Annotated in this window: 20 protein-coding genes and 1 tRNA gene; 7 read left to right on the top strand and 14 right to left on the bottom strand. The window is 37.0% G+C overall.

The annotated features are described in order from the left end of the window. Nucleotides 1–316 precede the first annotated feature (316 nt). The 9 genes from Dongsha4_RS13530 to pgsA form a co-directional block, all read right to left on the bottom strand. Nucleotides 317–403 (bottom strand) — tRNA-Ser (locus Dongsha4_RS13530). A gap of 221 nt (nt 404–624) precedes the next feature. Beyond that, nucleotides 625–1,389 (bottom strand): MlaE family lipid ABC transporter permease subunit, encoded by a 765-nt coding sequence (locus Dongsha4_RS13535; protein WP_330202882.1) that lies wholly within the window; start codon nt 1,387–1,389, stop codon nt 625–627. An 87-nt stretch (nt 1,390–1,476) separates the two neighbouring features. Further along, nucleotides 1,477–4,233 (bottom strand): methyl-accepting chemotaxis protein, encoded by a 2,757-nt coding sequence (locus Dongsha4_RS13540; protein ID WP_330202883.1) that lies wholly within the window; start codon nt 4,231–4,233, stop codon nt 1,477–1,479. 65 nt (nt 4,234–4,298) lie between these two features. Further along, entirely contained in the window at nt 4,299–4,835 is a 537-nt protein-coding gene (locus Dongsha4_RS13545) for a chemotaxis protein CheW (RefSeq protein WP_330202884.1), read from the bottom strand. A gap of 246 nt (nt 4,836–5,081) precedes the next feature. After that, nucleotides 5,082–5,447 carry a response regulator transcription factor gene (locus Dongsha4_RS13550; protein WP_330202885.1) on the bottom strand — a complete coding sequence of 122 codons (366 nt, stop codon included), beginning with the start codon at nt 5,445–5,447 and terminating at the stop codon, nt 5,082–5,084. 190 nt (nt 5,448–5,637) lie between these two features. Next, entirely contained in the window at nt 5,638–6,651 is a 1,014-nt protein-coding gene (gene hpnH, locus Dongsha4_RS13555; RefSeq protein WP_330202886.1) for an adenosyl-hopene transferase HpnH, read from the bottom strand. A gap of 85 nt (nt 6,652–6,736) precedes the next feature. Further along, nucleotides 6,737–8,053 carry a UDP-N-acetylglucosamine 1-carboxyvinyltransferase gene (gene murA, locus Dongsha4_RS13560; protein WP_425590800.1) on the bottom strand — a complete coding sequence of 439 codons (1,317 nt, stop codon included), beginning with the start codon at nt 8,051–8,053 and terminating at the stop codon, nt 6,737–6,739. Between the two features lie 700 nt (nt 8,054–8,753). Further along, on the bottom strand, nt 8,754–9,185 hold the full coding sequence (gene ruvX, locus Dongsha4_RS13565) for a Holliday junction resolvase RuvX (RefSeq protein WP_330202887.1): 432 nt from the start codon (nt 9,183–9,185) through the stop codon (nt 8,754–8,756). Nucleotides 9,186–9,222: 37 nt separating this feature from the next. Beyond that, the gene (pgsA, locus tag Dongsha4_RS13570) at nt 9,223–9,765 is read right to left on the bottom strand and encodes a CDP-diacylglycerol--glycerol-3-phosphate 3-phosphatidyltransferase (RefSeq protein ID WP_330202888.1); all 543 of its coding nucleotides are present in this window, start codon (nt 9,763–9,765) and stop codon (nt 9,223–9,225) included. A 223-nt stretch (nt 9,766–9,988) separates the two neighbouring features. Between pgsA and Dongsha4_RS13575 the strand changes: the two genes are divergently transcribed. The 4 genes from Dongsha4_RS13575 (at nt 9,989) to pdxA (ending at nt 15,542) form a co-directional block, all read left to right on the top strand. Further along, on the top strand, nt 9,989–10,897 hold the full coding sequence (locus Dongsha4_RS13575; protein ID WP_330202889.1) for an alpha/beta fold hydrolase: 909 nt from the start codon (nt 9,989–9,991) through the stop codon (nt 10,895–10,897). Between the two features lie 152 nt (nt 10,898–11,049). Then, a complete protein-coding gene (gene ilvD / locus Dongsha4_RS13580; protein WP_330205442.1) occupies nt 11,050–12,735 on the top strand; it encodes a dihydroxy-acid dehydratase in 1,686 nt (561 codons plus the stop codon). 213 nt (nt 12,736–12,948) lie between these two features. Next, nucleotides 12,949–14,310, top strand: coding sequence for a ribosome biogenesis GTPase Der (gene der, locus Dongsha4_RS13585; protein ID WP_330202890.1), 1,362 nt, complete (start codon nt 12,949–12,951; stop codon nt 14,308–14,310). Nucleotides 14,311–14,504: 194 nt separating this feature from the next. After that, nucleotides 14,505–15,542 carry a 4-hydroxythreonine-4-phosphate dehydrogenase PdxA gene (gene pdxA / locus Dongsha4_RS13590; RefSeq protein ID WP_330202891.1) on the top strand — a complete coding sequence of 346 codons (1,038 nt, stop codon included), beginning with the start codon at nt 14,505–14,507 and terminating at the stop codon, nt 15,540–15,542. A gap of 80 nt (nt 15,543–15,622) precedes the next feature. Here pdxA and Dongsha4_RS13595 read toward each other — a convergent pair whose 3' ends face one another. Together Dongsha4_RS13595 and phoU are read right to left on the bottom strand one after the other, a co-directional pair. After that, a complete protein-coding gene (locus Dongsha4_RS13595) occupies nt 15,623–16,504 on the bottom strand; it encodes a Tab2/Atab2 family RNA-binding protein (RefSeq protein ID WP_330202892.1) in 882 nt (293 codons plus the stop codon). A 185-nt stretch (nt 16,505–16,689) separates the two neighbouring features. After that, complete coding sequence (gene phoU / locus Dongsha4_RS13600) at nt 16,690–17,334, bottom strand: phosphate signaling complex protein PhoU (protein ID WP_425590801.1); 645 nt, start codon at nt 17,332–17,334, stop codon at nt 16,690–16,692. 148 nt (nt 17,335–17,482) lie between these two features. Here phoU and Dongsha4_RS13605 point away from each other — a divergent pair, with 148 nt between their 5' ends. After that, nucleotides 17,483–18,271 (top strand): creatininase family protein, encoded by a 789-nt coding sequence (locus Dongsha4_RS13605; protein ID WP_330202894.1) that lies wholly within the window; start codon nt 17,483–17,485, stop codon nt 18,269–18,271. A gap of 34 nt (nt 18,272–18,305) precedes the next feature. On the opposite strand, the gene Dongsha4_RS13610 is transcribed toward Dongsha4_RS13605, so the two are convergent. The 3 genes from Dongsha4_RS13610 to Dongsha4_RS13620 all read right to left on the bottom strand — a co-directional run bounded on the left by Dongsha4_RS13610 (nt 18,306) and on the right by Dongsha4_RS13620 (nt 22,220). After that, nucleotides 18,306–20,015, bottom strand: coding sequence for an ABC-ATPase domain-containing protein (locus Dongsha4_RS13610; RefSeq protein ID WP_330202895.1), 1,710 nt, complete (start codon nt 20,013–20,015; stop codon nt 18,306–18,308). Between the two features lie 91 nt (nt 20,016–20,106). Beyond that, nucleotides 20,107–21,744, bottom strand: a complete 1,638-nt coding sequence (locus Dongsha4_RS13615; protein WP_330202896.1) for an ABC transporter ATP-binding protein — start codon at nt 21,742–21,744, stop codon at nt 20,107–20,109. Nucleotides 21,745–21,782: 38 nt separating this feature from the next. Then, nucleotides 21,783–22,220 carry a cupin domain-containing protein gene (locus tag Dongsha4_RS13620; protein WP_015219341.1) on the bottom strand — a complete coding sequence of 146 codons (438 nt, stop codon included), beginning with the start codon at nt 22,218–22,220 and terminating at the stop codon, nt 21,783–21,785. Between the two features lie 220 nt (nt 22,221–22,440). Between Dongsha4_RS13620 and Dongsha4_RS13625 the strand changes: the two genes are divergently transcribed. Both Dongsha4_RS13625 and Dongsha4_RS13630 read left to right on the top strand, forming a co-directional pair. Then, nucleotides 22,441–22,890: a protein-lysine palmitoyltransferase gene (locus tag Dongsha4_RS13625; RefSeq protein WP_330202897.1), complete on the top strand. Its 450-nt coding sequence runs from the start codon at nt 22,441–22,443 to the stop codon at nt 22,888–22,890. Between the two features lie 66 nt (nt 22,891–22,956). Next, nucleotides 22,957–26,979: a calcium-binding protein gene (locus Dongsha4_RS13630; RefSeq protein WP_330202898.1), complete on the top strand. Its 4,023-nt coding sequence runs from the start codon at nt 22,957–22,959 to the stop codon at nt 26,977–26,979. Nucleotides 26,980–26,981 lie beyond the last annotated feature (2 nt).

Consider the following 26,981-nt stretch of genomic DNA (forward strand, 5'->3'; position numbering starts at 1 on the left):
ACTGTGGATTTTTATAGCCATTTATTCAGTTCAATCAACGATAAATTTTCATCACAAATGTAACTAGAGTTTGAGAAAAAAATATTGAAAAATAAGGCGTTGAGAATCATAATCAATAAAATTTGACTGTCAAAAGTTAAAAAGTACTTTCAAACGTAGATAGGGGAGAAAAATCTATGGCAACTTCGCCCACTCGTACTCCCTTAACATAACATAAAATTAAAAATAACAAAAAAAATACTGGTGCAGATACAAAACCATGACCAGTAACAAAAATATAATTTAAGCAAAAAATATTTGCTTATTCCTTTTTGAACGGAGAGGGAGGGATTCGAACCCTCGTTGAAGTTACCCCCAAACAGCATTTCCAGTGCTGCGCCTTCAACCGCTCGGCCACCTCTCCAAGATGACACATCTATTAATTATAACACTTTTTTTTTAAATTGCCAACTCAAATAAGAGACTATTTTCTAATCTCAAGTAGTAGAATTTTGTATTGTATTCTCTCTTATTTACGCAAAACACTTGAGTTCGGAGTTACAATTAATAGATTTTGACAAAAACAGTAAATAGATTTAGTTCTGGATAAATTTTCTTAGTTATGGTAGCGGATTGGGAAAAAGTTTAATCGATAACAGCACTACCAGTTCCCTGAAACATTAGCCATGACAAAATAAAATTAGTAATAAAAATAGTGATTAAAGAAATTACCACCGCCGCAGTAGTTGATTGTCCAACGCCTTTTGCCCCTCCAGTGGTGGTTAAACCCCAATTACAGCCAATAACTGCAATAATAATGCCAAAAACTAAGGATTTAAGCATAGAAGCGATTAAGTCCCATGGTTTCAAAAAATTACGTATTGAATCCAAAAAAACTGTATTGGAAATATCGTAAAGAGAATCGGCGATAAGTAGCCCTCCCATCATGCCCATAAATAGAGAAATAATGGTTAAAATCGGTAACATTAGGCAACAAGCCATTACCCTAGGTGTTACCAAGTAGTCAACTGGATCAGTTTTAAGGATTTGCAGAGCGTCTATTTGTTCTGTTACTTTCATCGTGCCAATTTCTGCGGCAAAAGCACTTCCGACTCTCCCCGCTAAAACAACAGCAGTTAAAACCGGTGCTAATTCTCTTGTAAGTGCGATCGCAAGAACTCCTCCAACGGCGCTAGTTGCCCCAAAATAAATAAACTCCCTTGCCACTTGAATCGTAAAAACCATGCCCACAAAGACTGCCGTAATTAAAGCAATACTTAAAGAAGCAGGGCCTACAAATGCCATTTGTTCCATAGTATTATTGCGATAAATTTTGCCCTGCAAAATATGAACAATAATTTGCCCCATCAGAAATAAACCTGATAACAAACGGTCTAATAGTTTATTCATATATAAATTTCACTAAAATCTCTTGACCATTGAAATAATTATTTTTTCAACTTTACCTCACTTTTTCCTCAACCTCCAAATCATCATTTAATCATCAACTCTAAAACGTTCTACAGAAGAAATCAAATCTTTAGCAATGCCAACCAAATTTTGCAGAGAACCAGCCACCCTCTGAGATTCTTGAGAAGTTGCTTGAGCTGTTAATTCTACCGCCTGCATTACTTTTGCTACTCCTCTGGAATTTTCTCTCTGCTCATCAGTATCTGCTGTAATCGATCGCACCAAGGCATCAATACGATTAGATACTTGAATAATATCTTCCAATGCTCGTTTTGCCTGTTCTGACCTCTCGGTTACATCTCTTACCTGTTGAATACCTTCTTCCATCGCTGTCATAACTGAACCAGTTTCTGTTTGAATTTGTAATACAATTTGTTCAATTTCTTGCAATGATTTTGCAGACCTATCTGCTAACTGTCGTACTTCATCAGCAACGATCGCAAATCCTCTTCCTGCCTCTCCTGCCCTTGCCGCCTGAATCGAAGCATTTAAAGCTAATAGGTTAGTACGAGAAGAAATCTGTGAGATTACAGCAACAATCGTTGAAATTTGTTGAGATGCCTCCGCCAATCTTTTTACCTTACGGGTTGTTTCTGACACTGTTTCCCTAATCTGCAAAATACCGGCAACAGTTCTTTCTACCGCATCACCACCCTTTAAAGCCGTAACGCTAGAGGAACGAGCCACCTCTTCGGCTTCTCTTGCGTTTTCTGCCACCCTCTGAATTGAATCTGTCATCATCTGAACAGAATTTAAAGTAACCGCCAATTCTTCCGCCATTCGCAACGCATCACTCGATTGATTTCGAGCAAACACCTCACTATCAGTACTCGCTTTGTTCACTTGTACCGCCGCCTGTTGTACTTGTTTAACGATTTTCCGCAAGTTAGTAATAGTCACGTTGAAAGCATCTGCTACCGCCCCTAATACGTCTGCTGTTACCTCCGCTTGTACCGTTAAATCACCCCTAGAAGCTCCTTCCACATCATCAAGAAGACGAATAACCTGCCTTTGTAGATCTTCTCTTGCCCTTTCTGTCTCTTCAGCCCTCTTTCTCGCCTCCGTCGTAGTGGTATAAATCATTTTCGTCATCTGATTAAAACCTGCGGCCAAAGTACCAAATTCGTCTTGAGAATAAACCGTTGCTTTGACCTCATAATCACCCTGATAAATGGATTCAAAGTGATTTTGCAAGTCATTAGTATAGCGTTTAATATGGTTAGTCATCAAATAACCCATTGCTATGGTACAAGCTCCCCCACTAATACCAGCGATTAAACTTAACAACAATGTCCGAGAAAAAGGTAATGGTATTTTTTGAGTTTCCTTTGTTTCTTGAGTCTGTTGTGTTGTTTCACCACCCGATTCAGTAGTAGTTACAGTTGTATTGTCTATATTCCTAACTCCCCCCTGAAATAAACTAACCATCAAGACTATCACAAAAGTGATAACCCCTGTAACACCACCATGTACTAATTGTTTAGTGAATAGGGAAAAATTATAATATTTGGCAAGTTTTCCTTGGGGAACTTCTACTTCTGGATTAATGGCAATAGAGGAAGATATGCCAGAAATATCCCCTAAAGACGAAGAAACACTTATATCTTCTTCTAAATCTAAATTAATTTTATCTGTGTCAAAAGAAAAACTCCCCGTAATCTCATTATCAAAATCACTATCAAAAACATTCTCATCTGTTTCTATGATGTTGGGGAAAACCTGATCTGATTTATTATCCTTTGTGAAAATACTAGAAACAGGCAACTCATCAGCGTCGATGTCAGGAATATCATCTAACTCATCAGGAGCAAAAAACAAATCTTCTTCTCCTTCGGGTACAAGAGGCATATTCTCATCCTCCAAATTTAACCCCGTATTTGTCGAAGTTCTACCGGCAGTTAAAGGTTCTAACTGGGAACTGTAATCTCCTAAGTCATCATCTAAATCATTAAGGAAGCCTGTCTCCCCCGTCAACATTTGTTCTAAATCGCTCAATTCGGGTTCATCTTCACTAGACACCACAAAAGTGGGCGCCCCTGTATCTTGCATTTCATCTTGATTGAGGTCGTCATCATTAGAATCACTTTCAAATTGACTATAATCTATGTCCGCATTATCAAAATCAAAGCTCAACAAGTCATTGGATGCACTATCTAAATTTAGACCATCGTCAAAATCAGGCTCATCTAAAGAGGAGTCTATAAAATTAGCGGCGGTATCATCTTCATCTTGTTCATCATCTTCCCCTGATTTTTGCCCCGCACGTTTTTCGCTTTTACCCAATGTAGGGGAGGGATTACTGGAATTTTTAGAAAAACTTTGATCAAAGGGAGAATTTTGCTGTAGAGTGGGGTCTTCTATTTCTTCTTCTTCTAAATCATCTATATCCCAATCAATACTGTCAAATTGAATACTACTTGTCCAATTATCATCATCATCGTCACCGATTTCTTCCACTTCATCATCAAAATCTGGCTCTTCTACCTCTGGGGGATACAAAGATTGATCTTCGCTATCTTCTTCTATTTCTGCTAATCCTTGTTTAGCTAATGTCACCAAATCTTGATGATCTGTTAAGTCCAAGACTTTTTGATAATTAACTTGAGCTAAATCATATTCTTGTTGTCGTAGGTGAATATGACCTTTCAGTAGAAATGCACTAGGATCATCTGGATAATCATCCATAATACCATCAGTAATTAAGGACGCTTCTGCTAGATCTCCTTCTAAATAAGCGGTACGAGCTTGTTTAAATCTTTCTTGATAATCGGTTTCTGATACCATTTTGCCCTCTTTTTCTTCTGCTATTTCCTTGATTTGATGTTAAATGTTAAATCGATTATTCATTTCTATGCTACCCAACGAGCGGAACGTAAAATAGCAATTTGATCAAGTAATCTGATTCGTTTATTTTTATCATCAATCCATTCCCCTTGTATGTAAGGAGCAATATGATCTGGTAAATTTTGTGGCAGTTGCAACGTATCTACATCAATCCATTCCATTGCTCCCAATTTATCAACAGCTAATCCCAAAATAGTTTCCTGTTCTTCTACTGCAATTACGGGAATTTCCGTTCTGTCAGTATTCAAGATATTAGGATACCCCAAAAATTGACCTAAATCTGCAACCCAAATTATTTCACCTCGAAGATTAATTGTTCCTAAGAGTAAAGGAGAAGCATTAGGCACGGCAGTAATTCGCTCAGATTCTTGTTGCATTACTTCCCTAATTCCTACGGCGGAAAGGGCAAACTCGTCTCCAGAGGGCAGTACAAAGCGAAGATGTAGTTCACCTTCTGGGGCTTCTACCTGCTCAACTGTTTGTTCCGCCCCTAGAGGAACATTGTTATTTACTACTTCTGGATAGTATTGATTCTCTGCCATTTTTTTTGATGCTACTTTTGATTTTTAATAATCCCATTATCATCAAATAATAGAATATGAGCATTAGTTTTACGATAGTCATTATATAACTATTAAAACTAAGAAAATTTTTAGGAAAACAAACAATTATTAATTCTTATTTTTAGGCAAATATCAACGCTAAATTTTTTTTGAATTAGGCTGTAATTTTGCTTATGAGTAAAGAGAGCAATTGATCATACCTCGTCTTATACCCCCATTGTAACTTTATCTTTTTAAAAATTGTTTAATAGTAGCAATTAATTCTTTTTCTCTGAAAGGTTTGGCTATGTAAGCATCTGCTCCTTGTTTTATACCCCAATAGCGATCGAAATCTTCTCCTTTAGATGAGCAAATAATTACGGGAACATCTTTAGTTTGGGGATCTGATTTTATTTTACGACACACTTCATAACCGTTCATTTTAGGCATGATAATATCTAATATGACCAAATCAGGACGAAGATTAGGTAATACCTCTAAGGCTTGAATCCCGTCAGTAGCTACCTCTACGTTAAAACCTTGTTTGGTTAATATTTCGGCAATCATTTTTCTTGTCGGGATACTGTCTTCGACAAGTAACACTGTACTCATAAGAATAAAAATCTATTTAGTTAAAAGGGTGCTCGTTAAAAAAGTAAAGGGTAAGGGGCAAAGGACAAAGGGCAAGGGGCAAAGGTAACAAACAATTAGTAATTAGTAACGATGATGCACTTTAAGAATTAGTTTCTCTTTAAAACCCCTAAACCCCAATTCCCTAAACCCCTAATCCCCTAGAATTAATTTACCTAAATAGACTGGTAATTGCCCTACCAGTATTTTCCATATTGAGGGCATCCATAGCGGCGGTAGGCTCATAGCCACAATGTACCATACAATCAGCACATTTAGGATTGCCACTTTTATGTCCGTAGTTTTCCCAGTTAGTGTTATCTAATAATTCTTGGAAAGTTTGATAGTAGCCTTCATTCATTAAATAACATGGTTTTTGCCAACCTAATACACTATAACTAGGACTTCCCCACGGAGTGCAATCGTAGTCTTTTTCTCCCATGAGAAAATCGAGAAAGAGGGGATTATGGTTGAAGTTCCAACGTTTTTTACCGTTTTTCCAAGGACTAAGAATTTGTCTAAAAAGGGCTTTAGTTTGTTCTCTTTTTAAAAAGTGTTCTTGATCTGGTGCCCATTCGTAACTGTAACCCGGAGAAATCATCATGCCATCGGTGTTAAGACTTTCAAGAAAATCGAAAAACTCCTGCATTTGTTGGGGATCAGTACCTTCAAATACTGTCGTATTGGTTGATACTCTAAAACCTTGGGCTTTGGCTGTCTTAATGGCTTTGACTGCGGTGTCAAAAACTCCCTCTCTGTTAACACATTTATCATGGGTCTCTTTTAAGCCGTCAAGATGGACGCTAAAAGTTAAGTAGGGAGAAGGTTCAAATAAAGAAAGTTTTTCCTCTAGTAAGATTCCATTCGTACAAAGATAAACAAACTTGCGACGTTCGACTAAACCTTGGACAATTTCGGCTATTTGAGGATGTAATAAAGGTTCTCCTCCCGGAATGGAGACAATAGGAGCACCACATTCTTCGACTGCTCGAAAACAATCTTCTGGGCTTAAGTATTGTTTTAATATTTCTAGGGGATGTTGAATTTTGCCACAACCCGGACAAGCTAGATTACACCGAAATAAGGGTTCTAACATTAAGACAAGAGGAAAGCGTTTTTTCCCCTGTAGTTTTTGTCTTAGTATATACGTTCCGACCGCGATCGCCTGTTGTAATTGTACTGCCATATTTTGTCCTCACACAATGTAAAAGTTATTATTCAGGGAGTTAAGGGTGGGGATTGGGTAATAGAGATGATTTAATTGATCATCATTAACTTGTATAGGAGATTCTGCGAATAGAAGCACCCAAGTTTTGGAATTTCTGCTCTAAATTTTCGTAGCCTCGATCGAGGTGTTGTAAACCTTGTACGATGGTTTTACCATCGGCGGCTAAACCTGCTAAGACAAGGGCGGCGGACGCTCTGAGGTCTGTTGCCATTACTGGTGCACCCGAAAGACGAGACACACCACTAACTAGAGCCGAATTACCTTTTACTTTTATATTAGCCCCCATTCTCTGTAATTCTGCAACATGACGAAGACGATTTTCAAAAACGGTTTCTGTTACAAGACTATTGCCCTCACTAATGGTGAGTAGTGCCATAAATTGTGCCTGCATATCCGTAGGGAATCCGGGATGAGGTAAGGTTTCAATATCACTGGCTTTTAACTCTCCGGGGATAGTGCGTAAAACCGTTGCACTTTCTTGCTTAATCTGACAGCCAATTTCTTCTAATTTGGAAATGACGGGGATCAAATGTTCAGGATTAACGGAAGTTACGAGGATTTCAGAATGGGTGATTGCTCCTGCCACCAAGAATGTTCCTGCTTCGATGCGATCGGGTATGATATGATAGTCGGTTGTGTGGAGGCGATCGACTCCTTCAATGACGATAGAATCTGTTCCCGCTCCTCTGATTTTTGCCCCCATACTATTACAGAAATTAGCTAAATCCACTATTTCTGGTTCTTTCGCCGCATTTTCAATAATAGTTTCACCTTCAGCTAGGGTTGCCGCCATAATGATGGTTTCAGTCGCTCCAACACTGGGATAATCGAGGAAAATCTTTGTCCCTTTTAAGCGCCCTCCCTTAACAGACGCATTAACAACTCCATGTTCGATAGTGACATGAGCTCCCATGGCTTGTAAACCCCTAACATGAAGATCTACAGGACGAGAACCAATGGCACAACCTCCCGGTAAGGGTACTTGAGCAACCCCTAAGCGAGTTAAGATAGGTCCGATTACGAAAAAACTAGCCCTCAGTTGGGAAACTAAATCATAGGGTGCTTTTACCGCCTTTATATCACGACAGTCGAAATCCCATGTTGTACCTTTTTTCTCTATTTTGACTCCTAAAGATGACAATACTTGACCCATTGTATTAACATCTACTAAGCAAGGCATATTGTTTAAGCGACATTCATCCTCACAAAGTAATGTCCCAGCCATAATAGCAAGGGCAGAATTTTTAGCACCGCTAATTTTGACTTCTCCTTGCAAAGGTTTTCTGCCAGTTATTTCTAAGGCTATTTGCTCTGTTGTCTTGAGAGATTCATTGGTTAAATTGGAAGTGGAAGTATTTATGGCTTTGTCCTCCTTAAAACTAAAGTTTTGACGAAAATATAATTTTTTACTATTTTGAAATCTGACATTTTTCAGCTCAGAATTAAGTATATAAATTTACTTAAAAAAGTTTTAACAATCACTTAAGTATCATTAATGTCTCTTCTTTTCTAGGTTTATATTAATATTGCTACCTAAAACAAGTTGGAGTCAGATGATCTAAAATTAAAGATAAAAATAAGTAATTAGGCAAAAAAGATTGTTGATTTTAAAATTAATAAACATTCTCTCCATTCCCTATTGCCCATCCCTCTCACAACCTAAACATAAAATTAATTTCACTCATCCACTAAGTATCCAGTTGAGGAATTATCCAGTTGAAGAATTTTAGGTAAGAATGCAAGGTTAGTTAAACATCACAGACAAAACATCCATCTAAGAGGAGGTATAACATAAAATTTCCTGTCAATCATACTCAACTTGGTTAAACCTAATTTACTTTGATTAATTTTGTAAGTAATTAGATGAGCCTTACATTTATATTTTGGTTGTTTGATTAGTATATTTTAAATTGGTATTCAAGATCGAACCTGTTATATTTTGGTTTTGATTCTAACTTATCAATAATCATTTGTTCAATTTTTTTCGATTTATTTTCTGTAATTTTGTGGATTTTTAAGACAATTTAGTAAAAATACGGTAAAGTTTAAGCATAATCAATTTAATTACCTTGAGATCTGCGTATATCTAACCATTGTTGAAGAATAATCGCCGCCGCACGTTTATCAATTAAGCCTTTTTGACGGGAAGAATATTTTTTGCTACTTTTTAGTTGCTCTTCTGCTTCTAGGGAAGTGAGTCTTTCATCTACAAATTCTAATGGTAGCTCAAGAGCGTTACTTAATCTTTTAGCATATTTAATTACTTGCTTTGCCTGAAATCCAATTTCTCCTTTCATGGTGTAGGGAATACCAGCTACTAATAAATTGGCTTGTCTTTCTTCAATAATTCTCCGAAATGTTTCTACATCTTCTTTAAAACTACGACGATTAACAGTAGTTAATTCCGTGGCTATTAATCCTAAACCATCACAACCTGCCACTCCCACTCTTCTTAAACCTATATCTAATCCTATAACGGCAACTCTTTCCATTAATTTGTTTACAAGATAAATTAAAACATCAGAACTATTATTGACCCTTTATTTTCCCCGAACTAAAAGAAGGGAATCCTAAATAAATACTACCTGAAATAACTGTTAAAACTAAGGCTATCCAAAATAAGATTAAACCTATATTGGTTAATTGAGGAACAGGAATAATTAAAAGTGCGATCGCACCTATTTGAGTTACAGTTTTCAGTTTACCCCAAATATTTGCCCCTGAAATATCATTATTAGAACTAAGTTGAGGATTAACTCTCCATCCAGCAATAACAATTTCTCTAATGATAATAATAAAAACAGCCCATGCCCTCAATTGCTGACGCTCAATTAAAATCAATAAGGGAGCAATAATCAAAATTTTATCCGTAAGAGGATCTAAAAATTTTCCCAAGGCGGTGATTTGATTTAATTTCCGAGCTAAATAACCATCTAACCAATCCGTTAAAGCCGCCACGATAAAAACAGAAAAGGCTAACCACTGAAAACTTATAGATGGTTGATATAAAAAATAAATGAGGGGAAACACTAAAACAATACGTATAGCAGTAATGGTATTAGGTATATTCACGGAGATATTTTACTTGAGAGTTATAAACGAGTCTGGACTTTAGTTTACTGGGGAGTGTGAGCAAAAAGCAATTAGTCATTTAAGAATAAGTTTCTTCCTCTCATCCGCCCTTCTCTCAAATCCCTTAACACTCTAGCCCTTAATCCTTAAATCTGAAACTGAATTCAAGTTAGTTATATTTACAATTATTATATTGGTCAAATTTCGGATAAATTATCTTTCGATGAATAACTATCAACAATGGCAATGGCAGGGATTTAATATCGCTTATCAACAGTGTGGAGAAAAAGGGGCTTCTGTAGTTTTTATTCATGGCTTTGGAGCAAATAGTGGTCATTGGCGCCATAATCTTAAAGTTATAGGAGAAAATTATCGTTGTTATGCCATTGATTTATTGGGTTTTGGTGCTTCTGATAAACCTTTACCAAATCAACCCTTATCTTATACTTTTGAAACCTGGGCAAAACAGGTGGGAGATTTTTGTCGGGAGGTAGTAAAAACCCCTGTTATATTGGTAGGTAACTCCATTGGTTGTGTTGTCACTATGCAAACTGCCGTTGATTATCCTGATTTAGTAACAAAAATTGCGGCTTTTAATTGTTCTCTTCGATTGTTAAATGAACGTAAACGATTGACTCTTCCTTGGTATCGTAATTTAGGGGCAACAGTAATGCAAAAAATTTTAACCAATAGAGCGATCGCATCTTACTTTTATAATCAAATAGCAAAACCCAAAGTAATCAGAAAAATTCTCACCCAAGCCTATCAAAAACAAGAGGCTATTACCGATGAATTGATCGAAATTATCTACAAACCCTCTCAAGATAAAGGAGCAGTGGATGTATTTGTAGCATTTACAGGCTATTCATCAGGGCCGATTCCAGAAGACTTATTGCCGATTCTACCATGTCCTATTACTTTTTTTTGGGGTACTGAAGACCCTTGGGAATCTATCGAATTGGGCAGAAAGTTGGCAAATTATCCTTGTGTGGAAGATTTTGTCGAATTAGAAGGTTTAGGACATTGTCCCCAAGATGAAGCCCCAGAAATAGTTAATCCTCTAATATTAAACTGGTTAAAAGCATCATCGCTAGGAGTTCAGAGTTTTGAGGAGAAAATAAGTCATGAGTAGAAATCAGAAGTCAGGATTTAGGATGTCGGGGAACATGAAAAATGCTTAATTTGTAATTCTTAATTCTCAATTTCTCTGATACCCTAATTCGGATAACCATTGTGATCTACTTTCATGACAAAATAGAAAGTATGATTCAATTTGAAAACGAAATGAGCGAGAATTTAAAAAGTAAAGCAATTACTCAAGGAGTACAAAGAACCCCTAACCGTGCCATGTTAAGAGCGGTGGGTTTTGGAGATGATGATTTTAATAAGCCTATTGTCGGTATTGCCAATGGATTTAGTACCATCACCCCCTGTAATATGGGTTTAAATGACTTGGCATTAAAGGCAGAATCTAGTTTACGTCAAGCAGGGGCAATGCCTCAAATGTTTGGTACTATTACCATCAGTGACGGTATCTCTATGGGTACAGAAGGAATGAAATATTCTTTAGTCTCTAGGGATGTTATTGCTGATTCCATCGAAACTGCTTGTACTGGCGAAAGTATGGATGCGGTAATTGCCATTGGTGGTTGTGATAAAAATATGCCGGGAGCGATGATTGCGATCGCACGGATGAATATTCCCTCGATTTTCGTCTATGGTGGTACAATCAAACCGGGGCATCATAACGGTAAAGATTTAACGGTAGTCAGTGCCTTTGAAGCCGTTGGGGAATATAGTGCAGGAAAAATTGACGACGAGGAATTACTTGCCATTGAGAAAAAGGCTTGTCCGGGCGCAGGTTCTTGTGGGGGAATGTTTACAGCTAACACCATGTCTTCTGCCTTTGAAGCGATGGGCATTAGTTTACCCTATTCTTCCACTATGGCCGCCGAAGATCAAGAGAAAGTAGAAAGTACAGGCAAATCCGCAGAAGTTTTAGTGGAGGCAATCCGCAAACAAATTTTACCCCGTGATATTCTTACCCGTAAAGCCTTTGAAAATGCGATCGCAGTTATCATGGCGGTAGGTGGCTCTACCAACTCTGTTTTACACTTATTAGCTATTGCCAACACTATTGGTGTGCCTTTAACCCTCGATGACTTTGAAGCTATCCGTCAAAAAGTGCCTGTAATTTGTGACTTAAAACCATCAGGGCGTTATGTTACCGTTGACTTACACAAAGCCGGTGGTATTCCTCAAGTTATGAAAATATTATTAGTCAATGGCTTAATTCATGGGGATGCCCTCACTATCACAGGACAAACTATTGCTGAAGTATTAGCAGACATTCCCGACAATCCCCCCGAAAACCAAGACGTAATTCGTCAATGGGGCAATCCTTTATATCAAGAAGGACATTTAGCCATCTTAAAAGGTAACTTAGCCACAGAAGGAGCAGTCGCTAAAATTAGTGGTGTGAAAAACCCTGTAATCACTGGACCTGCAAGAGTATTTGAATCTGAAGAAGAATGCTTAGATGCGATTTTGGCAGGAAAAATTCAAGCGGGAGATGTGGTTATTGTACGCTATGAAGGACCTGTCGGCGGACCTGGTATGAGAGAAATGTTAGCACCAACCTCAGCAATTATTGGAGCTGGATTAGGAGATAAAGTCGGTTTAATTACAGACGGACGCTTTTCAGGCGGTACTTATGGTATGGTAGTGGGACACGTTGCCCCAGAAGCGGCAGTAGGTGGCAATATTGCCCTAGTGGAAGAAGGAGATAGCATTACTATTGATGCTCATAATAAGCTGTTGCAAATCAATATTTCTGAGGAGGAATTAAATAAACGCCGTCAAAACTGGACTCCTCGTCAACCTAACTATAGTAGAGGAGTATTAGGGAAGTACGCTAAGTTAGTTTCTTCTAGTAGTCTCGGTGCGGTGACGGACTTAAATCTCTTTTAGGGAAGAATTGATTGGGAATTGGGAATTAGTAATTAAAACAAGGCAATAGGCAATAGGCAATAGGCAATGGTGAATAGTGAATAGTTAATAATTACTCATTACTCCCCTAAACCTGCCACCTGACACCTCTTTCCGAACTCCGATTGATTGAAATGAAAAAGAATTTAGGGTATAATAGATGATTTGGTCTGTATAATCTTCATTCTCAAACTCATGCTACCCATCGTTGCTATAATTGGACGACCCAATGTCGGTAAATCTGCCCTAGTAAATCGTTTATGCGGTGAACAAGATGCGATCGTTTTTGATCAACCCGGTGTAACCCGCGATCGCACCTACCGTCGAGCATTCTGGCAAGATCGAGAATTTCAGGTGGTGGACACGGGAGGATTAGTTTTTGATGACGAGACAGAATTTTTGCCTTTGATTAGGGAACAAGCAGAAGCGGCTTTAAGTGAGTCTGTAGTGGCTATATTTGTGGTGGATGGAAAATTAGGATTGACCGCAGGAGATGAAGAAATTGCCTCTTGGTTACGCTCTCAACCTGTACCCGTTGTGTTGGCAGTTAATAAATGTGAGTCAGAAACTCAAGGGTTAACTCTAGCGGCAGAATTCTGGAATTTGGGCTTAGGTGAACCTTTCCCTATTTCGGCAATTCATGGTAATGGTACAGGAGATTTATTAGAAAAGGTAACAGAATATGTGCCTTCGATGGATGAGTGGGAGGAGGTAGAAGAAACAAAGGTTGCTATTGTTGGTCGTCCTAATGTCGGCAAATCAAGTCTTTTAAATGCCTTGACAGGAGAAAAAAGAGCGATCGTTAGTCCTATTTCTGGTACTACCAGAGATGCCATTGATATGGTAGTAGAACGAGATGGAAAAACCTATCGTTTAATTGATACTGCGGGTATCAGAAGGAAAAAAAATGTTGATTATGGTACGGAATTTTTTAGTATTAATCGGGCATTTAAAGCCATCAAAAGGGCTGATGTGGTGTTATTTGTAATCGATGTTTTGGATGGTGTTACTGAACAGGATTTGAAGTTAGCAGGAAGAATTATCGATGAGGGTAAAGCGGCTGTAATTGTCGTTAATAAATGGGATGCGGTGGAAAAAGATACCCATACTATTTATGAATATCAGAAAATTATAGGCGATCGCCTCTACTTTATGGAATGGGCAGATCGAGTTTTTATCTCGGCGATGACAGGCAAAAGAGTTGACAAAATTTTGGAATTAATTGACATCGCCGCCGAAGGACATCAAAAACGAGTCAGTACCTCTGTAATTAATGAAGTTATTGAAGATGCTGTGCGTTGGCACTCACCCCCTACCAGTCGTCAAGGTAAACAGGGTAAGATTTATTATGGTACTCAAGTTACATCCAAACCCCCAACTATTGCCTTATTTGTGAATGATCCAAAACGCTTTAATGATAGCTATCGTCGTTATATGGAAAAACAATTTAGACAACAATTAGGCTTTCACGGTACACCCTTAAAATTGCTCTGGCGTGGTAAGAGTTTAAGGGAAGGAGAAAAAATGGGCAGTAGCAATCGAGCAACAAAAGTTTAATCTGATTTAGCAATTAGTGGCGTTGGTGAATTAAGTTATGATTTTTAGTTTAAATCGGGAATAGGGAATAGGCAAAGGTAAATAGTTGATAGTTAATAACTCCGTTCACGACTGAAAGGAGTGTACGAGCGTAGCGAACTCTCCGAACCCCGAACCCCGAACTCCTAACCCTTTCATCATTAATACCAAAGACAATGATTAACCAATCTGGTTCAAAAGTTAACCTTGTGATTACTATGGGTGATCCTGCTAGTATAGGAGGGGAAATAATTTTAAAAGCCCTTAGCATCTCCTCTATACATGATCGTGCTAATATTACGATTGTTGGATCTCGATCGCATCTTGAAAAGACTTATCATCATTTACAACCTTTTACATCCCAAGAATTAATACATCCAGATAGTTTAAATATTATTGAAGTGGACACCCCAGAAAATATTATTTGGGGCAAGGGAAATCAAGAGACAGGTAAAGCTAGTTTTTTATACTTAGAAAATGCGATCGCACTTACTTTAAAAGGTCAGTTTGAAGGTATTGTCACCGCCCCCATTGCAAAATCTCTTTGGCAAAGTGCAGGATATGACTACCCCGGACAAACAGAGGTTTTAGCCCAAAAAAGCGGACGGGAAAAATTTGCCATGATGTTTCTTGGGTTATCTCCTTACACTAATTGGGTCTTACGTACTATTTTGGCAACTACCCATATCCCCTTAAAAACTGTTTCAGATAACCTTAATTCGTCCATTTTAGACTCTAAACTAGAATTGTTGATTGAAAACTTAAAACAAGACTTTAACCTTGAAAAAAGCACCATAGCAGTGGCAGGATTAAACCCCCATAGTGGTGAGGATGGAAAATTAGGTACAGAGGAGAAAGAATGGTTACAAGACTGGTTAATCAATGCTCAGAAAAAATACCCTCAAGTTAAATTAATCGGTTTGATTCCACCTGATATTATGTGGATTAAACCAACTCAGGCATGGTTTAGAAATGGTAATATAGATACTCCTGATGCGTTTCTTGCACTATATCATGATCAAGGTTTGATTCCCGTAAAAGCTATGGCATTTGATCAAGCGGTCAATACTACCGTAGGCTTACCTTTTGTTAGAACTTCCCCCGATCATGGTACTGCTTTTGATATTGCTGGTCAAGGGGTGGCTAATCCTTCAAGTATGCTTTCTGCTATTGAATGGGCGATCGCACTGTGCCATAATAGAAAACAAAGTTAGTTTTGGTTAGGAGTTTTGCGAGATAGAGATTTTGAAGGATTGGGGTGTTGGGGTTAAGTATATTCAACCCTTATAAGAAACTAATTGTTATTCGATTGTTCGAGGAGTAACCAGAAAGCCTCAAAGGATTGAGACTCAGGAGAAGATTGAATGGCTAAAAAATGAACTCCATTCGCTTGTTTTTTTGCGTTTTCAAAGCCTTCCGCCTCGGATAAAGTGTTTTTGTCTGTCAGGTTAACTAATACCCAACTATCACTCACCCCTGTTTCTAAGCAAATACTGGGGAATTTTCCTCTATCTAATCTTAAATAACCTAATTCTAATCCTGACATCCATCCTGCAAGAGGTAAAGCACGGGAGGAAAAGATGATTAAGCCCGGAATCTTGGTATCTTGTGAGATATTAGCTATTTCAAGGGGAAACGCTTCTCTAAAACCTATATCCCATTCGGGCATTTCTTCTAAATCTTTCCCATTCAAACTAACTAATGCCCATTTATCTTTTTTATCTCCTTTTAAAGCATCGGGAAGATTAACTGGGTTGGTTTGGGGATATTGAACAGAAGCGGCTATAGTGGCTTTTTTGTCATAGCCTTCTTGGAGGGGATAAAATGATGTCATTCTCTGTTCTAACCATTGATTAAGAGTATAAGTGTGACGGGAAGCAAGGGCTGGAATTCCTGCATCTTCACACCCTTTCAGAATCATGTTATTCATTTGACGACGAAAGAAGCGGATTTTACTGGGAGTTTCTCCTGCTTTTTCTATGGCAGTTGCGATCGCATTTTGAAGAGTAATGGAGTTAACTTCTGTATTAGTGCAAAATTGAGAATAGCGAAATAATTTACTTGTATCGGTGTCTATAGTGGTTGGACTTTCGCAGATGAGAATTTCCCAACGTTTTTTGTTGTTTTCATCAATAATTGGACGAGAATAAAAGTCTAACTCCCAAATTTTTCCCATAATTATCTATATTCCAAGGGGCGATCGAGGTTTTATGTCTAGGCTATATTATCATTTACGGGTCTTTGGGTCAAATAAACCTCAGTTGTTTAGCCCAAATGTTTAATTTAGCTGAATTCAATATAAATTTGTCGGTTAAGATAAGCAACAGACAATAGTTTTCTGTAAGTTATTATGACTTTTCCTTAATTTCTTTCTCCCGTGACAATATAAGATACTCTCTGAGCTATATTAGTAGCATGATCTGCCATTCTTTCTATGTGGCGAATTGCTAAAGCTAATAGGATAATGGGTTCTACCACTCCCTTAATGTCTTTTTGTTGTGCAAGAGTGTGATAGAGCCTCTCATAAGCATTATCGACAGTATCATCTAGGAGTTTAATTTTTTCTCCTGCCTGAGAATCTAACTCACTTAGGGCAACCATTGCTTTTGCTAACATAATTTGAGCGTGTTTCGACATAGTGGCTAATTCGGGCATACAGGAATGAGACGGATAGAGAGCCAGTTTTATGGCTATTTGTCCTAAATCTTTGGCATAGTCTCCAATTCTTTCTAAATCTCTGACTAATTGCATAAAAGCACTTAATATTCTTAAGTCTTGAGCAACTGGTGCTTGTAATGTGAGAATTGTTGCACACCTCATTTCTATATGTCGATAGTATCGGTCAATTTCTATGTCTTGGTTTGTGATTAACACAACTGCCTCTAAGTCTCCATCAAATAAGGCTTGATGACTGTAACGAAAAGACTCCTCGACTAAAGCTCCCATGCGTAGTACATCCTGAGCTACTTCGCTAGTGTGTCTTTGTAATCTACTACCCTCTCCGATAAGTTGGTTTGATAATGCCACTGTTTTTTTGTCCCGAAATTAATCCCTTTAATGATCCTTATTTAGGTTTTTATTCTATCTCGAAAAAAGTGATTCTGTGATGTTATCTTAATAACAAAGCTGAAAAATAAAATATTTTTTTTAGAAAATGATTCACGGTTTTATCCCCCCCCATCGCTTTTTTGCCTATTTAACGTGGCAAGAAATTGACATAATGTCAAATAAGGAAAACACTGTAATTATTCAACCTATAGGTGCGATCGAGCAACACGGTTATCATTTACCCTTAGTGGTAGATTCGGCAATTAGTGAGGGAGTTTTGGGGAAAGCGTTGACATTACTATCTAATCAAATTCCTGCTTTTGCTTTACCTACCCTTTATTATGGTAAATCTAACGAACATGAAGGATTTGCTGGAACTATTACTATTAGTTCTCAAACTCTTTACTCTCTAATCCTAGAAATGGCAGAAAGTATTTACAAGGCTGGATTTAGAAAATTAATCTTAATGAATTCTCACGGTGGACAACCCCAAGTTATGGAAATAGTTGCCCGTGATTTACATCAAAAATTTCCCGATTTAGATGTTTTTCCTTTTTTTACTTGGAGAGTTCCGAATATTACAAACGAACTGCTAACAGAAGAAGAACAAGAGTGGGGAATTCATGCGGGAGATGCCGAAACCAGTTTAATGTTGGCTTTACTGCCCCAACAAGTAAAAATGGATTTAGCGATAAAAGAATATCCCCGTAATCTTGCACCCAACAGTTTACTATCAATGGAGGGAAAATTACCCTTTGCTTGGTTAACAAAAGAGTTAAGCGATAGTGGTGTGATGGGGGATGCTACCTCCGCTACAAAGGAAAAAGGCGATCGCATCTTAGCTTCTTTAGCACAAGGTTGGGTAAGGGTTATTGAAGATGTTTATAATTTTTAGTAATTTAATTAAAGAAGGGGCAAAGGTGTTAATATCACTGCATAGTCTTCAAATTTCGCAAACGATTAATAGCACAAGCTAACTCGAAATGACGAAACATAGTTAAATCTCCTTGAGGAAAATCTGTTAATATATCTAATCCTTTAGTCTCTAAATCTTTCATCAATAAATTGATAGCTTCGGAAAGGGATTGTTTTTGTCTTAAATATTTTTTCTGCATATATAATATAGAAAATGCGATCGCTCTTAGTTGACCATTTTCCACTAACTGAGAAACAGAGGCTAAATCTATATTTTCTGTCCCAAATTGGATTGTATCTAAATCTCTAACTTGGATTTTGACATCTCGCTTACCTCTTTTTGCAGAAATACTTTCAGGATTAATAAAACGGGGAGTAATCTTACCGAATTTGATACTATCGCTCCTCTCCCTAAATTGAGGAAAATCGAGGGCAATTTGTTTCGCTTTATCTGTCACATTTAAAGGTTGAAAACTATCCATAGCAATGACAGTATTTGCTACTTCAAAATAATCCCCACTTCCCCCCATTACCAAAATAGTAGAGATACCATAATCCTCATACAATGCCTTAATTTTATCCACTAAAGGAGTAATTGGTTCTTTTTCTTTGGCAATTAACTTCTGCATCCTTCCATCTCGAATCATGAAATTAGTCGCTGAAGTATCCTCATCAATCAACAATAACTTACTGCCCACTTCCAAGGCTTCCATAATATTCGCACTTTGAGAAGTACTACCACTGGCATTTGGAGTATGAAAATTAACCGTTGACTTACCTTGAGGAAGATGATTAATAAAAGGAGAAATATCAACTCCCGTGATGCTACGGCCATCTTCAGCTCGAATTTTTACCCCTGTTGAATTTGTTATCACTAATTCCCTACCATCGTCAGGAATATGATTATATACCCCCAATTCGATGGCATGAAGTAAAGTTGACTTACCATGATAACCGCCCCCAACAATAAGAGTGATTCCTTTTTTAATACCCATTCCCTTTACTTTACCTCGATTTGGACAGATAAATTCTACTTCCAGAGAAGGAGGAGATTGAAATTTAATCGCTTCTTTTCCTTGTAAGGGCAAAGGAGAAATACCACTATCACGGGGTAGAATAGCATCGTTTGCCACAAATGCCACTAAATCTTGATTGTCTAATTCTTGACGAATATAATTAGCATCTTCAACGGTTTCTACATGGTATTTAATATCTTGATGATTAAGTCCATCATATAACAAGCATTGGTTAACTATTTCGGAGATATTTTCGCAAAGTAATTCTATGGCTTGAAATCCTAAGATTCTTCTCCCGTTAGCAGGTAGCCCCACCACTAAACGCACTTCTAACTCTTGTTTATTCAGTAAAACACTACTGCGTTGTATCACTTCTTGAGCAATATCAGCAATGGCAATCAAACCACTTTTGCCACTACCTCGCCTCTGACTAATTTGTTTAAGACTATTACTAATTTGACGATGAATATAATCTGTTAAGGCAATATTGCGAATAGAAGAATCAAATAAATTTTCAGGAAATTTAGCTATAGATTGATTTATTTTTATTCTAACTTTACTAGGAGAAGCAAAAGGATCTCCTTGAACATGATCTATTATTAAGTTAAATTTATCGAATTTATACTCACTTTTTATACTTTTATAAGCTGGATAACTTTTTCCATCTAAATTTTTTAATAATTCTTTTAATTGTAGATTACTTTTCATTGTTCTTAAAAATAACTCAAACGCTCCCCCATTATTGCCTATTCCCTGTCTTAGCCAGATAAATTGAATACAAAACTAGGTTAATTATTACTCAAAGGGTAGGGGCGGCGGCAAGTAGAGTTTTTGTATAAGGATGCTGAGGATTGTTAAATATTTTCTCGGTGACATCTAGTTCAACTATTTTACCACCATTCATGACGGCAATGCGATCGCACAGAAAACGAGCTACCGATAAGTCATGGGTGATGAATAGATAAGTTAGCTTAAATTCCTGTTTTAGTTCTAGCATCAATTCTAATACCTGCGCTTGTACCGTTGCATCTAACATACTGACAGGCTCATCACAAATCACTAATTTCGGTTGTGTAATTAAGGCACGGGCAATGGCAACTCTTTGTTGTTGACCTCCTGAAAGTTCTTTCGGGTAACGATTATAATATTCTTTGGGGTCTAATCCTACTCTTTGTAGCATATTTTCAACCCGTTGACGATTTTCTAATTTATTACCTAGTTGATGAATGATTAAAGGTTCAATAATAGATTCCCCTATAGTCATCATAGGATTTAAACAGGCGTGGGGGTCTTGAAAAATCATTTGAATTTCCCTTCTTAAACCCCGTAACTGTGACCTAGAAAGGGTTGTTAGGTCTTTTCCTTGCCATAATACCTGCCCATTGGTTGCCCGAATTAATTGCAAAATAGTGCGGGATAGGGTACTTTTCCCACAACCAGATTCTCCCACTAAACCAAGGATTTCCCCTTGCCAAATGTTTAAATTGAGATCATCAACGGCTTTAATAAACTGACTTTTTTTTCCTAATAATTGCTCGATAAAGTTAACGGAAATAGTATAATATTTTTGCAGATTTTTTAATTCTAATAAAGGCTTATTTTCTTCTTTTTTTTCTTCTCTATTATCATTTCCTGTGTGATGAAGATGAAAAGCGGCTTTTAACAATGACTGAGTATATTCATGTTTAGGGCTATATATAACATCTTTTACTGTTCCCATTTCCACCATTTTCCCGCCATACATAACACCGATGCGATCGCAATATTTTGCTACCATAGCTAAATCATGGGAAATCAATAATAATCCCATATCTCTTTCTCTACATAATGCAGTTAATTCACGCAGAATTTCTCCTGCAATAGTAACATCTAAACTGGTAGTGGGCTCATCAGCGATAATTACTTTAGGTTCTAATAATAATGCAAGTGCGATCGCAACTCTTTGTCTCATACCGCCACTAAACTCATGAGGATACTGATTAAATCTATCAGGGGATATTTTCACCGTAGCCAAAGCAGTGAGGGCTTTTTCTTTTGCTTGAGATGAAGATAAATGGGGTTGATGAGCCTTGAGAGTTTCTATACAATGATCTCCAATCGTCATTAAAGGATCAAGCCTTGTCATAGGGTCTTGAAAAACTAAAGCAACAACTTCCCCTCGAAATCTGCGTAAAGCAGAAGCAGTATAATCATAAATAGACTCTCCTTGAAACCTTGCCTCTCCCTCTACCCTTGTCTGATTAGGTAAAAGACGCATCATCGCTCTGCCCAAAGTTGATTTACCACAACCCGATTCCCCCACCAAAGCCATTATTTCCCCTGTATTCAGTTGAAAAGAAACACCATCTACTGCCCAAGGGGGGTTACTATCATCTGCTCCATGAATAGTAGAATAGGCAATACGTAAATTGTTAATGTCTAAAAGGCATTGACTCATAAAAGAAACAGGGGATTAACAAACTGGATAAGTGCTAGTCAATTATTAATTACTAACTGCTGATTAGTCAATTTTTTTACTAAATCTAAATTATAAGCAAAAGGTCTTTTTATCGGTTGATAATCTTTGACATGAGTTTCTCCATGACGTAATACAGCATTAACTAACAAACAAGAATCATTACTCAAATTGATTGCACCATGAGGAATACCCGGGGGAATTGTAATTACTTGGGGATTATTTTCTGTTAAATGTAAATATTGATATTGACGATTTTGTAAAACTACTAAAACAAAATTACCTTTTACAACTAATAATTGATCCGTTTGAAAATGATGGACAAATAAATCATCAATAGTGTGCGGTGGAATTTGCACTAACATGGTTTCATGGCTAGACTGGGGAGTATAAAATAAAGCCATTCCTCCCTGAATTGATTGCAATTTTTGTTGTGAAACACTCTTGATTTGTGCCATTTTGTTCACCTTTTCTTGCTCTTTAATTCTAAGATAATCAAGATCTTTGTTAAAAAATGTTAAGTTAGTTACATAAATATATTTTGAATATTATCAACAAAAGACAATTTTTTCTTAAACTATATTAGGAACAAATAGAGGAGAAAATAATAAGTATAATTAGATTTCTAATAAACATAAAAAATATTAATTTTACCAAAAATACAGTATAAAAATAGATATGAGTATATGTGATATAGCTATTAATGAAAATATTGCAAAAATATTAGGAGAAATAGTATTTTTAATGGGCAGTTGTGACAATTCAAAAAAATACCCCGTTAGTTTTATTATTAACTACCTTTTACCATCAATACATCTAAATCAATATAGAATTTATAGAACCGTAAAAGAAAATAAGCCTATTGGTTTTGTCTGTTGGGCTTTTGTTAATGATCAAGTAGAAGAACAACTAATTAAAAATGATATTAACTTGACTATTGAAGAAAGAAAATCAGGAGAAATTCTTTATATTCTTTACTTTATAGCCCCCTTTGGTCATGCTAAAAAAATTACTCAAGACCTAAAAAATAATATTTTTCCTCACAGAATTGTGAAGGGTTTAAGACTGACTAAAGATAGTAAAAAAATAGCCAAAATCGCCATTTATCATAACAGAAATAAAAGTTAAGCAAAATCTTTCATCAGGCTATAATCTAAGGGTCAATATCCTATGTGAAGGAAAAAATACTCCAAAATGGGCAAATTATATCAAGGCACGGAAAGCCACGATCGCATCGACATTAGAAATACTAACTTTAATGTAGTTTGGGCAAAATCTGGGGTTGATGTTGTACACGCCAGAGAAGATAATGACACCGTCTCAGGGGCAAATGATCAAGACATCATTCATGGTTATGGCGGAGATGACTTTCTCATGGGTGAGGGAGGACGAGATTATATATATGCAGGTCAAGGAAATGACACTATTCACGGGGGTTACGCCAATTGGGTTCCGGGTGGAAAAGATGACCTAGCCGACTACATCAGAGGTGACGAAGGAGATGATGCCCTAATTGGAGAAAGAGGTAATGATACCCTTTATGGTGGCTCAGGTAATGACTATCTTGATGGTGGGGATGATCTTGACACAATTTGGGGCGGTTCAGGTAACGACAGCATTTTTGGCAGAACAAGCCGTATTACTGCTTATACCAATTCTCCCTATAACTCTTTATATGGAGAAGATGGGGATGATTATATCAGAGGAGGAGTCGATCGAGATAAGATTGATGGAGGTAATGGTAATAACGAGATTTGGGGGGGTAACGGACAGGATATTATCAACGGTGGTATTGGAAATGACAAAATTCACGGAGATGAGTTCATTCAAGTAGATGTCAGACTGCCTGTAAGTCAATGGAAATATTATTTTATTAGGACAAAGGATGTAATTAATAGTGGGGCTGGAAATGACACCATTGAAGGAATGGGACACGATGATGTAATTGATGGTGGAGAAGGTAACGATATTATTTATGGAGATTATATAAAGCCTATAGGAACATATGTAGAGGATATATATGTATATGGAGATGATTATATTAACGGAGGTTTAGGAGACGATGTCCTTTATGGCAATTGGGGAAATGATACTCTTTTATCGGGAGAAGGTACAGATATTCTCTTTGGGGGAAAAAGAAACGATGTACTAAGGGTGACAGGAGATCCCACCCAACAAGGAATCAATATCTTATTTGGTGGTGAGGGAGATGATAGCATTATTGGAGGTGATCATTCTACTCCAGCAGAAAATCTCCTACTGCCCCCATTTCTGGAACAAGAGCTTAAAAACTTAAAAGACTTTATCAAAAGTTTAGAAAATGCCAACAATTTTGTACCTACTATCGGTGAAGTAATAGATGGTGGAAGAGGATTTGACACCATTGAGGCAGGAGAAGGAATGGATATTATTATGGCAGGATTACCTACGTCTGCCAACACTCAAGACAAAGTGCAGTTGATTTACGGTAACTCCAAAGAATCGAAAATACCAGAACCAGATGTATTTGTCATTACTACAGTAGAATTGTCTCGACAAGAGCAGATTAATCAAGCCATGATTGCGGATTCTCTAAACCTAGTTTTAAAAGGGTTGAAAATCCTAGTTACAATCGTCGATATTTCGCAACAGACAGTACCTATAGGAAAGATACCCGGATTAGTCCTTGATATGGGAGTTTATGGGGTAGAGCTATGGAAATTTATTGACAAATACACAGGAAAACGACCAGATGAACCGAGTATCCTCGATAAAATGACGGTAATCCCAGATTTTGATCCCGGTTTGGATGTCTTATATTTAGACAATGGCGGTGGAAAACTAAGATATACAATAGAATACAAAAGTCAGATTATAGGGAATAAAATTTATCAAGGTCTTGTATTCAGCGATGCTCAAGGAAAGATACCACAACCGAGAGTGCTTTTACAGGGTTTTACAAATCGTGACATGGAAAGAATTGTCAGAGATGAAAATCAGATTTTGCCCACTACTGGCGAGTTTGTCGGTATTTCTTTCTTACCAAATCTCAATAGCCCCGATAATTCTGAAACCTCAAGACAACCTTCAGAACCGTTGAACTTAGGAAGTTCTTTTACTCTGACAGAAGATCATGATTTTGTACAAATTGAAAATTCTAATCCCACTGAGATAATTACTTTAGCGGGGAATGACACAATTATAGTGGATACTCAACAAGGGGTTTTAGCAGGTGCAGGAAATGATGAAATTTATGCAGGTGTGGCCAGAGGAAGCAATACTTTATCCGGAGGAATGGGAGAAGACGCATTTTGGTTTTATGATGAGCATGGAGGAGAAGTAATCAATACTGTCAAAAATTTACTAGGAGATGTTGATCAAATTGATTGGGAGGTATGGCAAGAAAATGTTTACCAACAATATATCAACACTTTTGGCGAGGCAACATTAAATGTGGTTGTCGATTTTAATCTTGAAGAGGATTTAATTGGTTTTACTGATTTTCTCATTCCTGTGGGAATAAATAATGTTAGCTGGAGAAAACAGGGTAATGATTCGATTATTTCTTTATTTGAGAGAGATATTATTCTTTTACAAAATACCCCCACGGAAAATGTAACTTCTGAGCATTTTGTCTTTGATAATTCTTTGTTTGAAAAAATTTCTGACGGGGATAATATTCTCAATACTTTTAGTATTTTAGACGAAGAAGAAAACTTAACTGATACTGATAATAATGGTTTTGATGATGAGACTCTAAATATCAGACTAAGTAGTGAGGAGTTAATCAGCAAGAGAAAGTTAATTAAGATTCAAGAGGAAGAAGAATTTTTATCTTCCACAGATACGAATATTATTGTAGGGACTGATGATGATGATAGGATTATTGTCGATGGTAATCAACAGGTTTTTGCTCTTGGGAGAAATGATCAAATCTATGCCAGTATATCTTCTGGAGGTAATATCTTATCTGGTGGTACAGGTAATGATGAATTTTGGTTTTATGATGACAGTGATGGGGATTTAGTTTTAAATATCGTTGAAAATGTGGTTACTGGTGGTGGTAGTCTCAATTTTGATGTTATCGAAGAGTATGGTAAAAGTTTTCAGGATGGAATTGTTAATACAATCACTGATTTCAATCCAGAAGAAGATGCGATCGCATTTGTGGATTTTCCTTTTCCTGTGGGGTTAAATAGTTTTGAATTCAGACAAGAGGGAAATGATTTTATTATTTCTTTATTTGAACGAGATATTATTCTTTTGCAAAACATTAGAGAAGAAAACTTAACCACGGAGAATTTTATTTTTGACAATTCTTTGTTTGACCAAATTTTGACCAATAATCTTAACAATTACACCAATGAACAAGTAATAGTTGATGTTTCTTCTTCTGCTGACAACATTTTTCCAGAAGATGTTATTATCACTTCACCTCAGCCCGATACCTCAACAGTATTCATTGCAGGTAATCAAAATCATACCTTTGAGTCAGGTATTGCCCCAGACTTTTTCGATTTGATTTCAGGTGGTGCAAATATTATTCAGGGGATACTACCTCAATTAAATGAAGATATTATCGATGGATTCGGAGAAAATGATCAAATAACTATTCAAAATATTCTTTTAAGTGCTGAACAAATAAAACTATCTTTTGCTTTTGATTCTACTGTTTTAGACATTGATGCTGATGGTGATAACAATATAGATTCTAGTATGACCCTTGAAGGTGATTTTGGTGATACCCTATTTCTTGTCAATCAGGAAGAAAACAATACCGATATTACTTTTAAGGTGCTTGATACTCCTATCTATCGTTTTCAAAACAAGGATGTGTCGGGGGCTTATCTATTTGCAGGAGAAGAAGAAAGCCAAAGCATTCGAGAAAATCATACCAACTTCACAGAAGAAGGATTAGCTTTTAAAGTAACTCACCAAGGAGATAGTTTAATCAGAATCAATCGCTTTCAAAATAAGGATATACCGGGGGCTTATCTATTTGCTAGTGAGGAGGAAAGTAAGAGTATTCGAGAGAATCATACCAACTTTATAGAAGAAGGTATTGCTTTTTATGCCGCTTCTGTTGGAAGTAGTACAGGATCTGGAATATATCGCTTTCAAAGTTTAGTTAATCCTGGTGCTTATATTTTTGTGGGAGAGCAAGAAAGACAAAATATTATTCAGAGTTACTCGGACATTTTTGTAGAGGAAGGCATAGTGTTTGAAGTGGTGGCTTAAGA

Origin of the sequence: Cyanobacterium sp. Dongsha4 (genome assembly GCF_036345015.1) — a bacterium.
Lineage (GTDB): Bacteria > Cyanobacteriota > Cyanobacteriia > Cyanobacteriales > Cyanobacteriaceae > PCC-10605.

Coding starts and splice junctions, on each gene's coding strand:
- Dongsha4_RS13625 (WP_330202897.1), top strand. CDS start 22,441: ATGAGTATATGTGATATAGCTATTAATGAAAATATTGCAAAAATATTA.
- der (WP_330202890.1), top strand. CDS start 12,949: ATGCTACCCATCGTTGCTATAATTGGACGACCCAATGTCGGTAAATCT.
- Dongsha4_RS13535 (WP_330202882.1), bottom strand. CDS start 1,389: ATGAATAAACTATTAGACCGTTTGTTATCAGGTTTATTTCTGATGGGG.
- Dongsha4_RS13575 (WP_330202889.1), top strand. CDS start 9,989: ATGAATAACTATCAACAATGGCAATGGCAGGGATTTAATATCGCTTAT.
- Dongsha4_RS13615 (WP_330202896.1), bottom strand. CDS start 21,744: ATGAGTCAATGCCTTTTAGACATTAACAATTTACGTATTGCCTATTCT.
- ruvX (WP_330202887.1), bottom strand. CDS start 9,185: ATGGAAAGAGTTGCCGTTATAGGATTAGATATAGGTTTAAGAAGAGTG.
- Dongsha4_RS13595 (WP_330202892.1), bottom strand. CDS start 16,504: ATGGGAAAAATTTGGGAGTTAGACTTTTATTCTCGTCCAATTATTGAT.
- Dongsha4_RS13630 (WP_330202898.1), top strand. CDS start 22,957: ATGGGCAAATTATATCAAGGCACGGAAAGCCACGATCGCATCGACATT.
- Dongsha4_RS13545 (WP_330202884.1), bottom strand. CDS start 4,835: ATGGCAGAGAATCAATACTATCCAGAAGTAGTAAATAACAATGTTCCT.
- Dongsha4_RS13620 (WP_015219341.1), bottom strand. CDS start 22,220: ATGGCACAAATCAAGAGTGTTTCACAACAAAAATTGCAATCAATTCAG.
- ilvD (WP_330205442.1), top strand. CDS start 11,050: ATGAGCGAGAATTTAAAAAGTAAAGCAATTACTCAAGGAGTACAAAGA.
- Dongsha4_RS13605 (WP_330202894.1), top strand. CDS start 17,483: ATGATTCACGGTTTTATCCCCCCCCATCGCTTTTTTGCCTATTTAACG.
- Dongsha4_RS13610 (WP_330202895.1), bottom strand. CDS start 20,015: ATGAAAAGTAATCTACAATTAAAAGAATTATTAAAAAATTTAGATGGA.
- Dongsha4_RS13540 (WP_330202883.1), bottom strand. CDS start 4,233: ATGGTATCAGAAACCGATTATCAAGAAAGATTTAAACAAGCTCGTACC.
- pdxA (WP_330202891.1), top strand. CDS start 14,505: ATGATTAACCAATCTGGTTCAAAAGTTAACCTTGTGATTACTATGGGT.
- Dongsha4_RS13550 (WP_330202885.1), bottom strand. CDS start 5,447: ATGAGTACAGTGTTACTTGTCGAAGACAGTATCCCGACAAGAAAAATG.
- hpnH (WP_330202886.1), bottom strand. CDS start 6,651: ATGGCAGTACAATTACAACAGGCGATCGCGGTCGGAACGTATATACTA.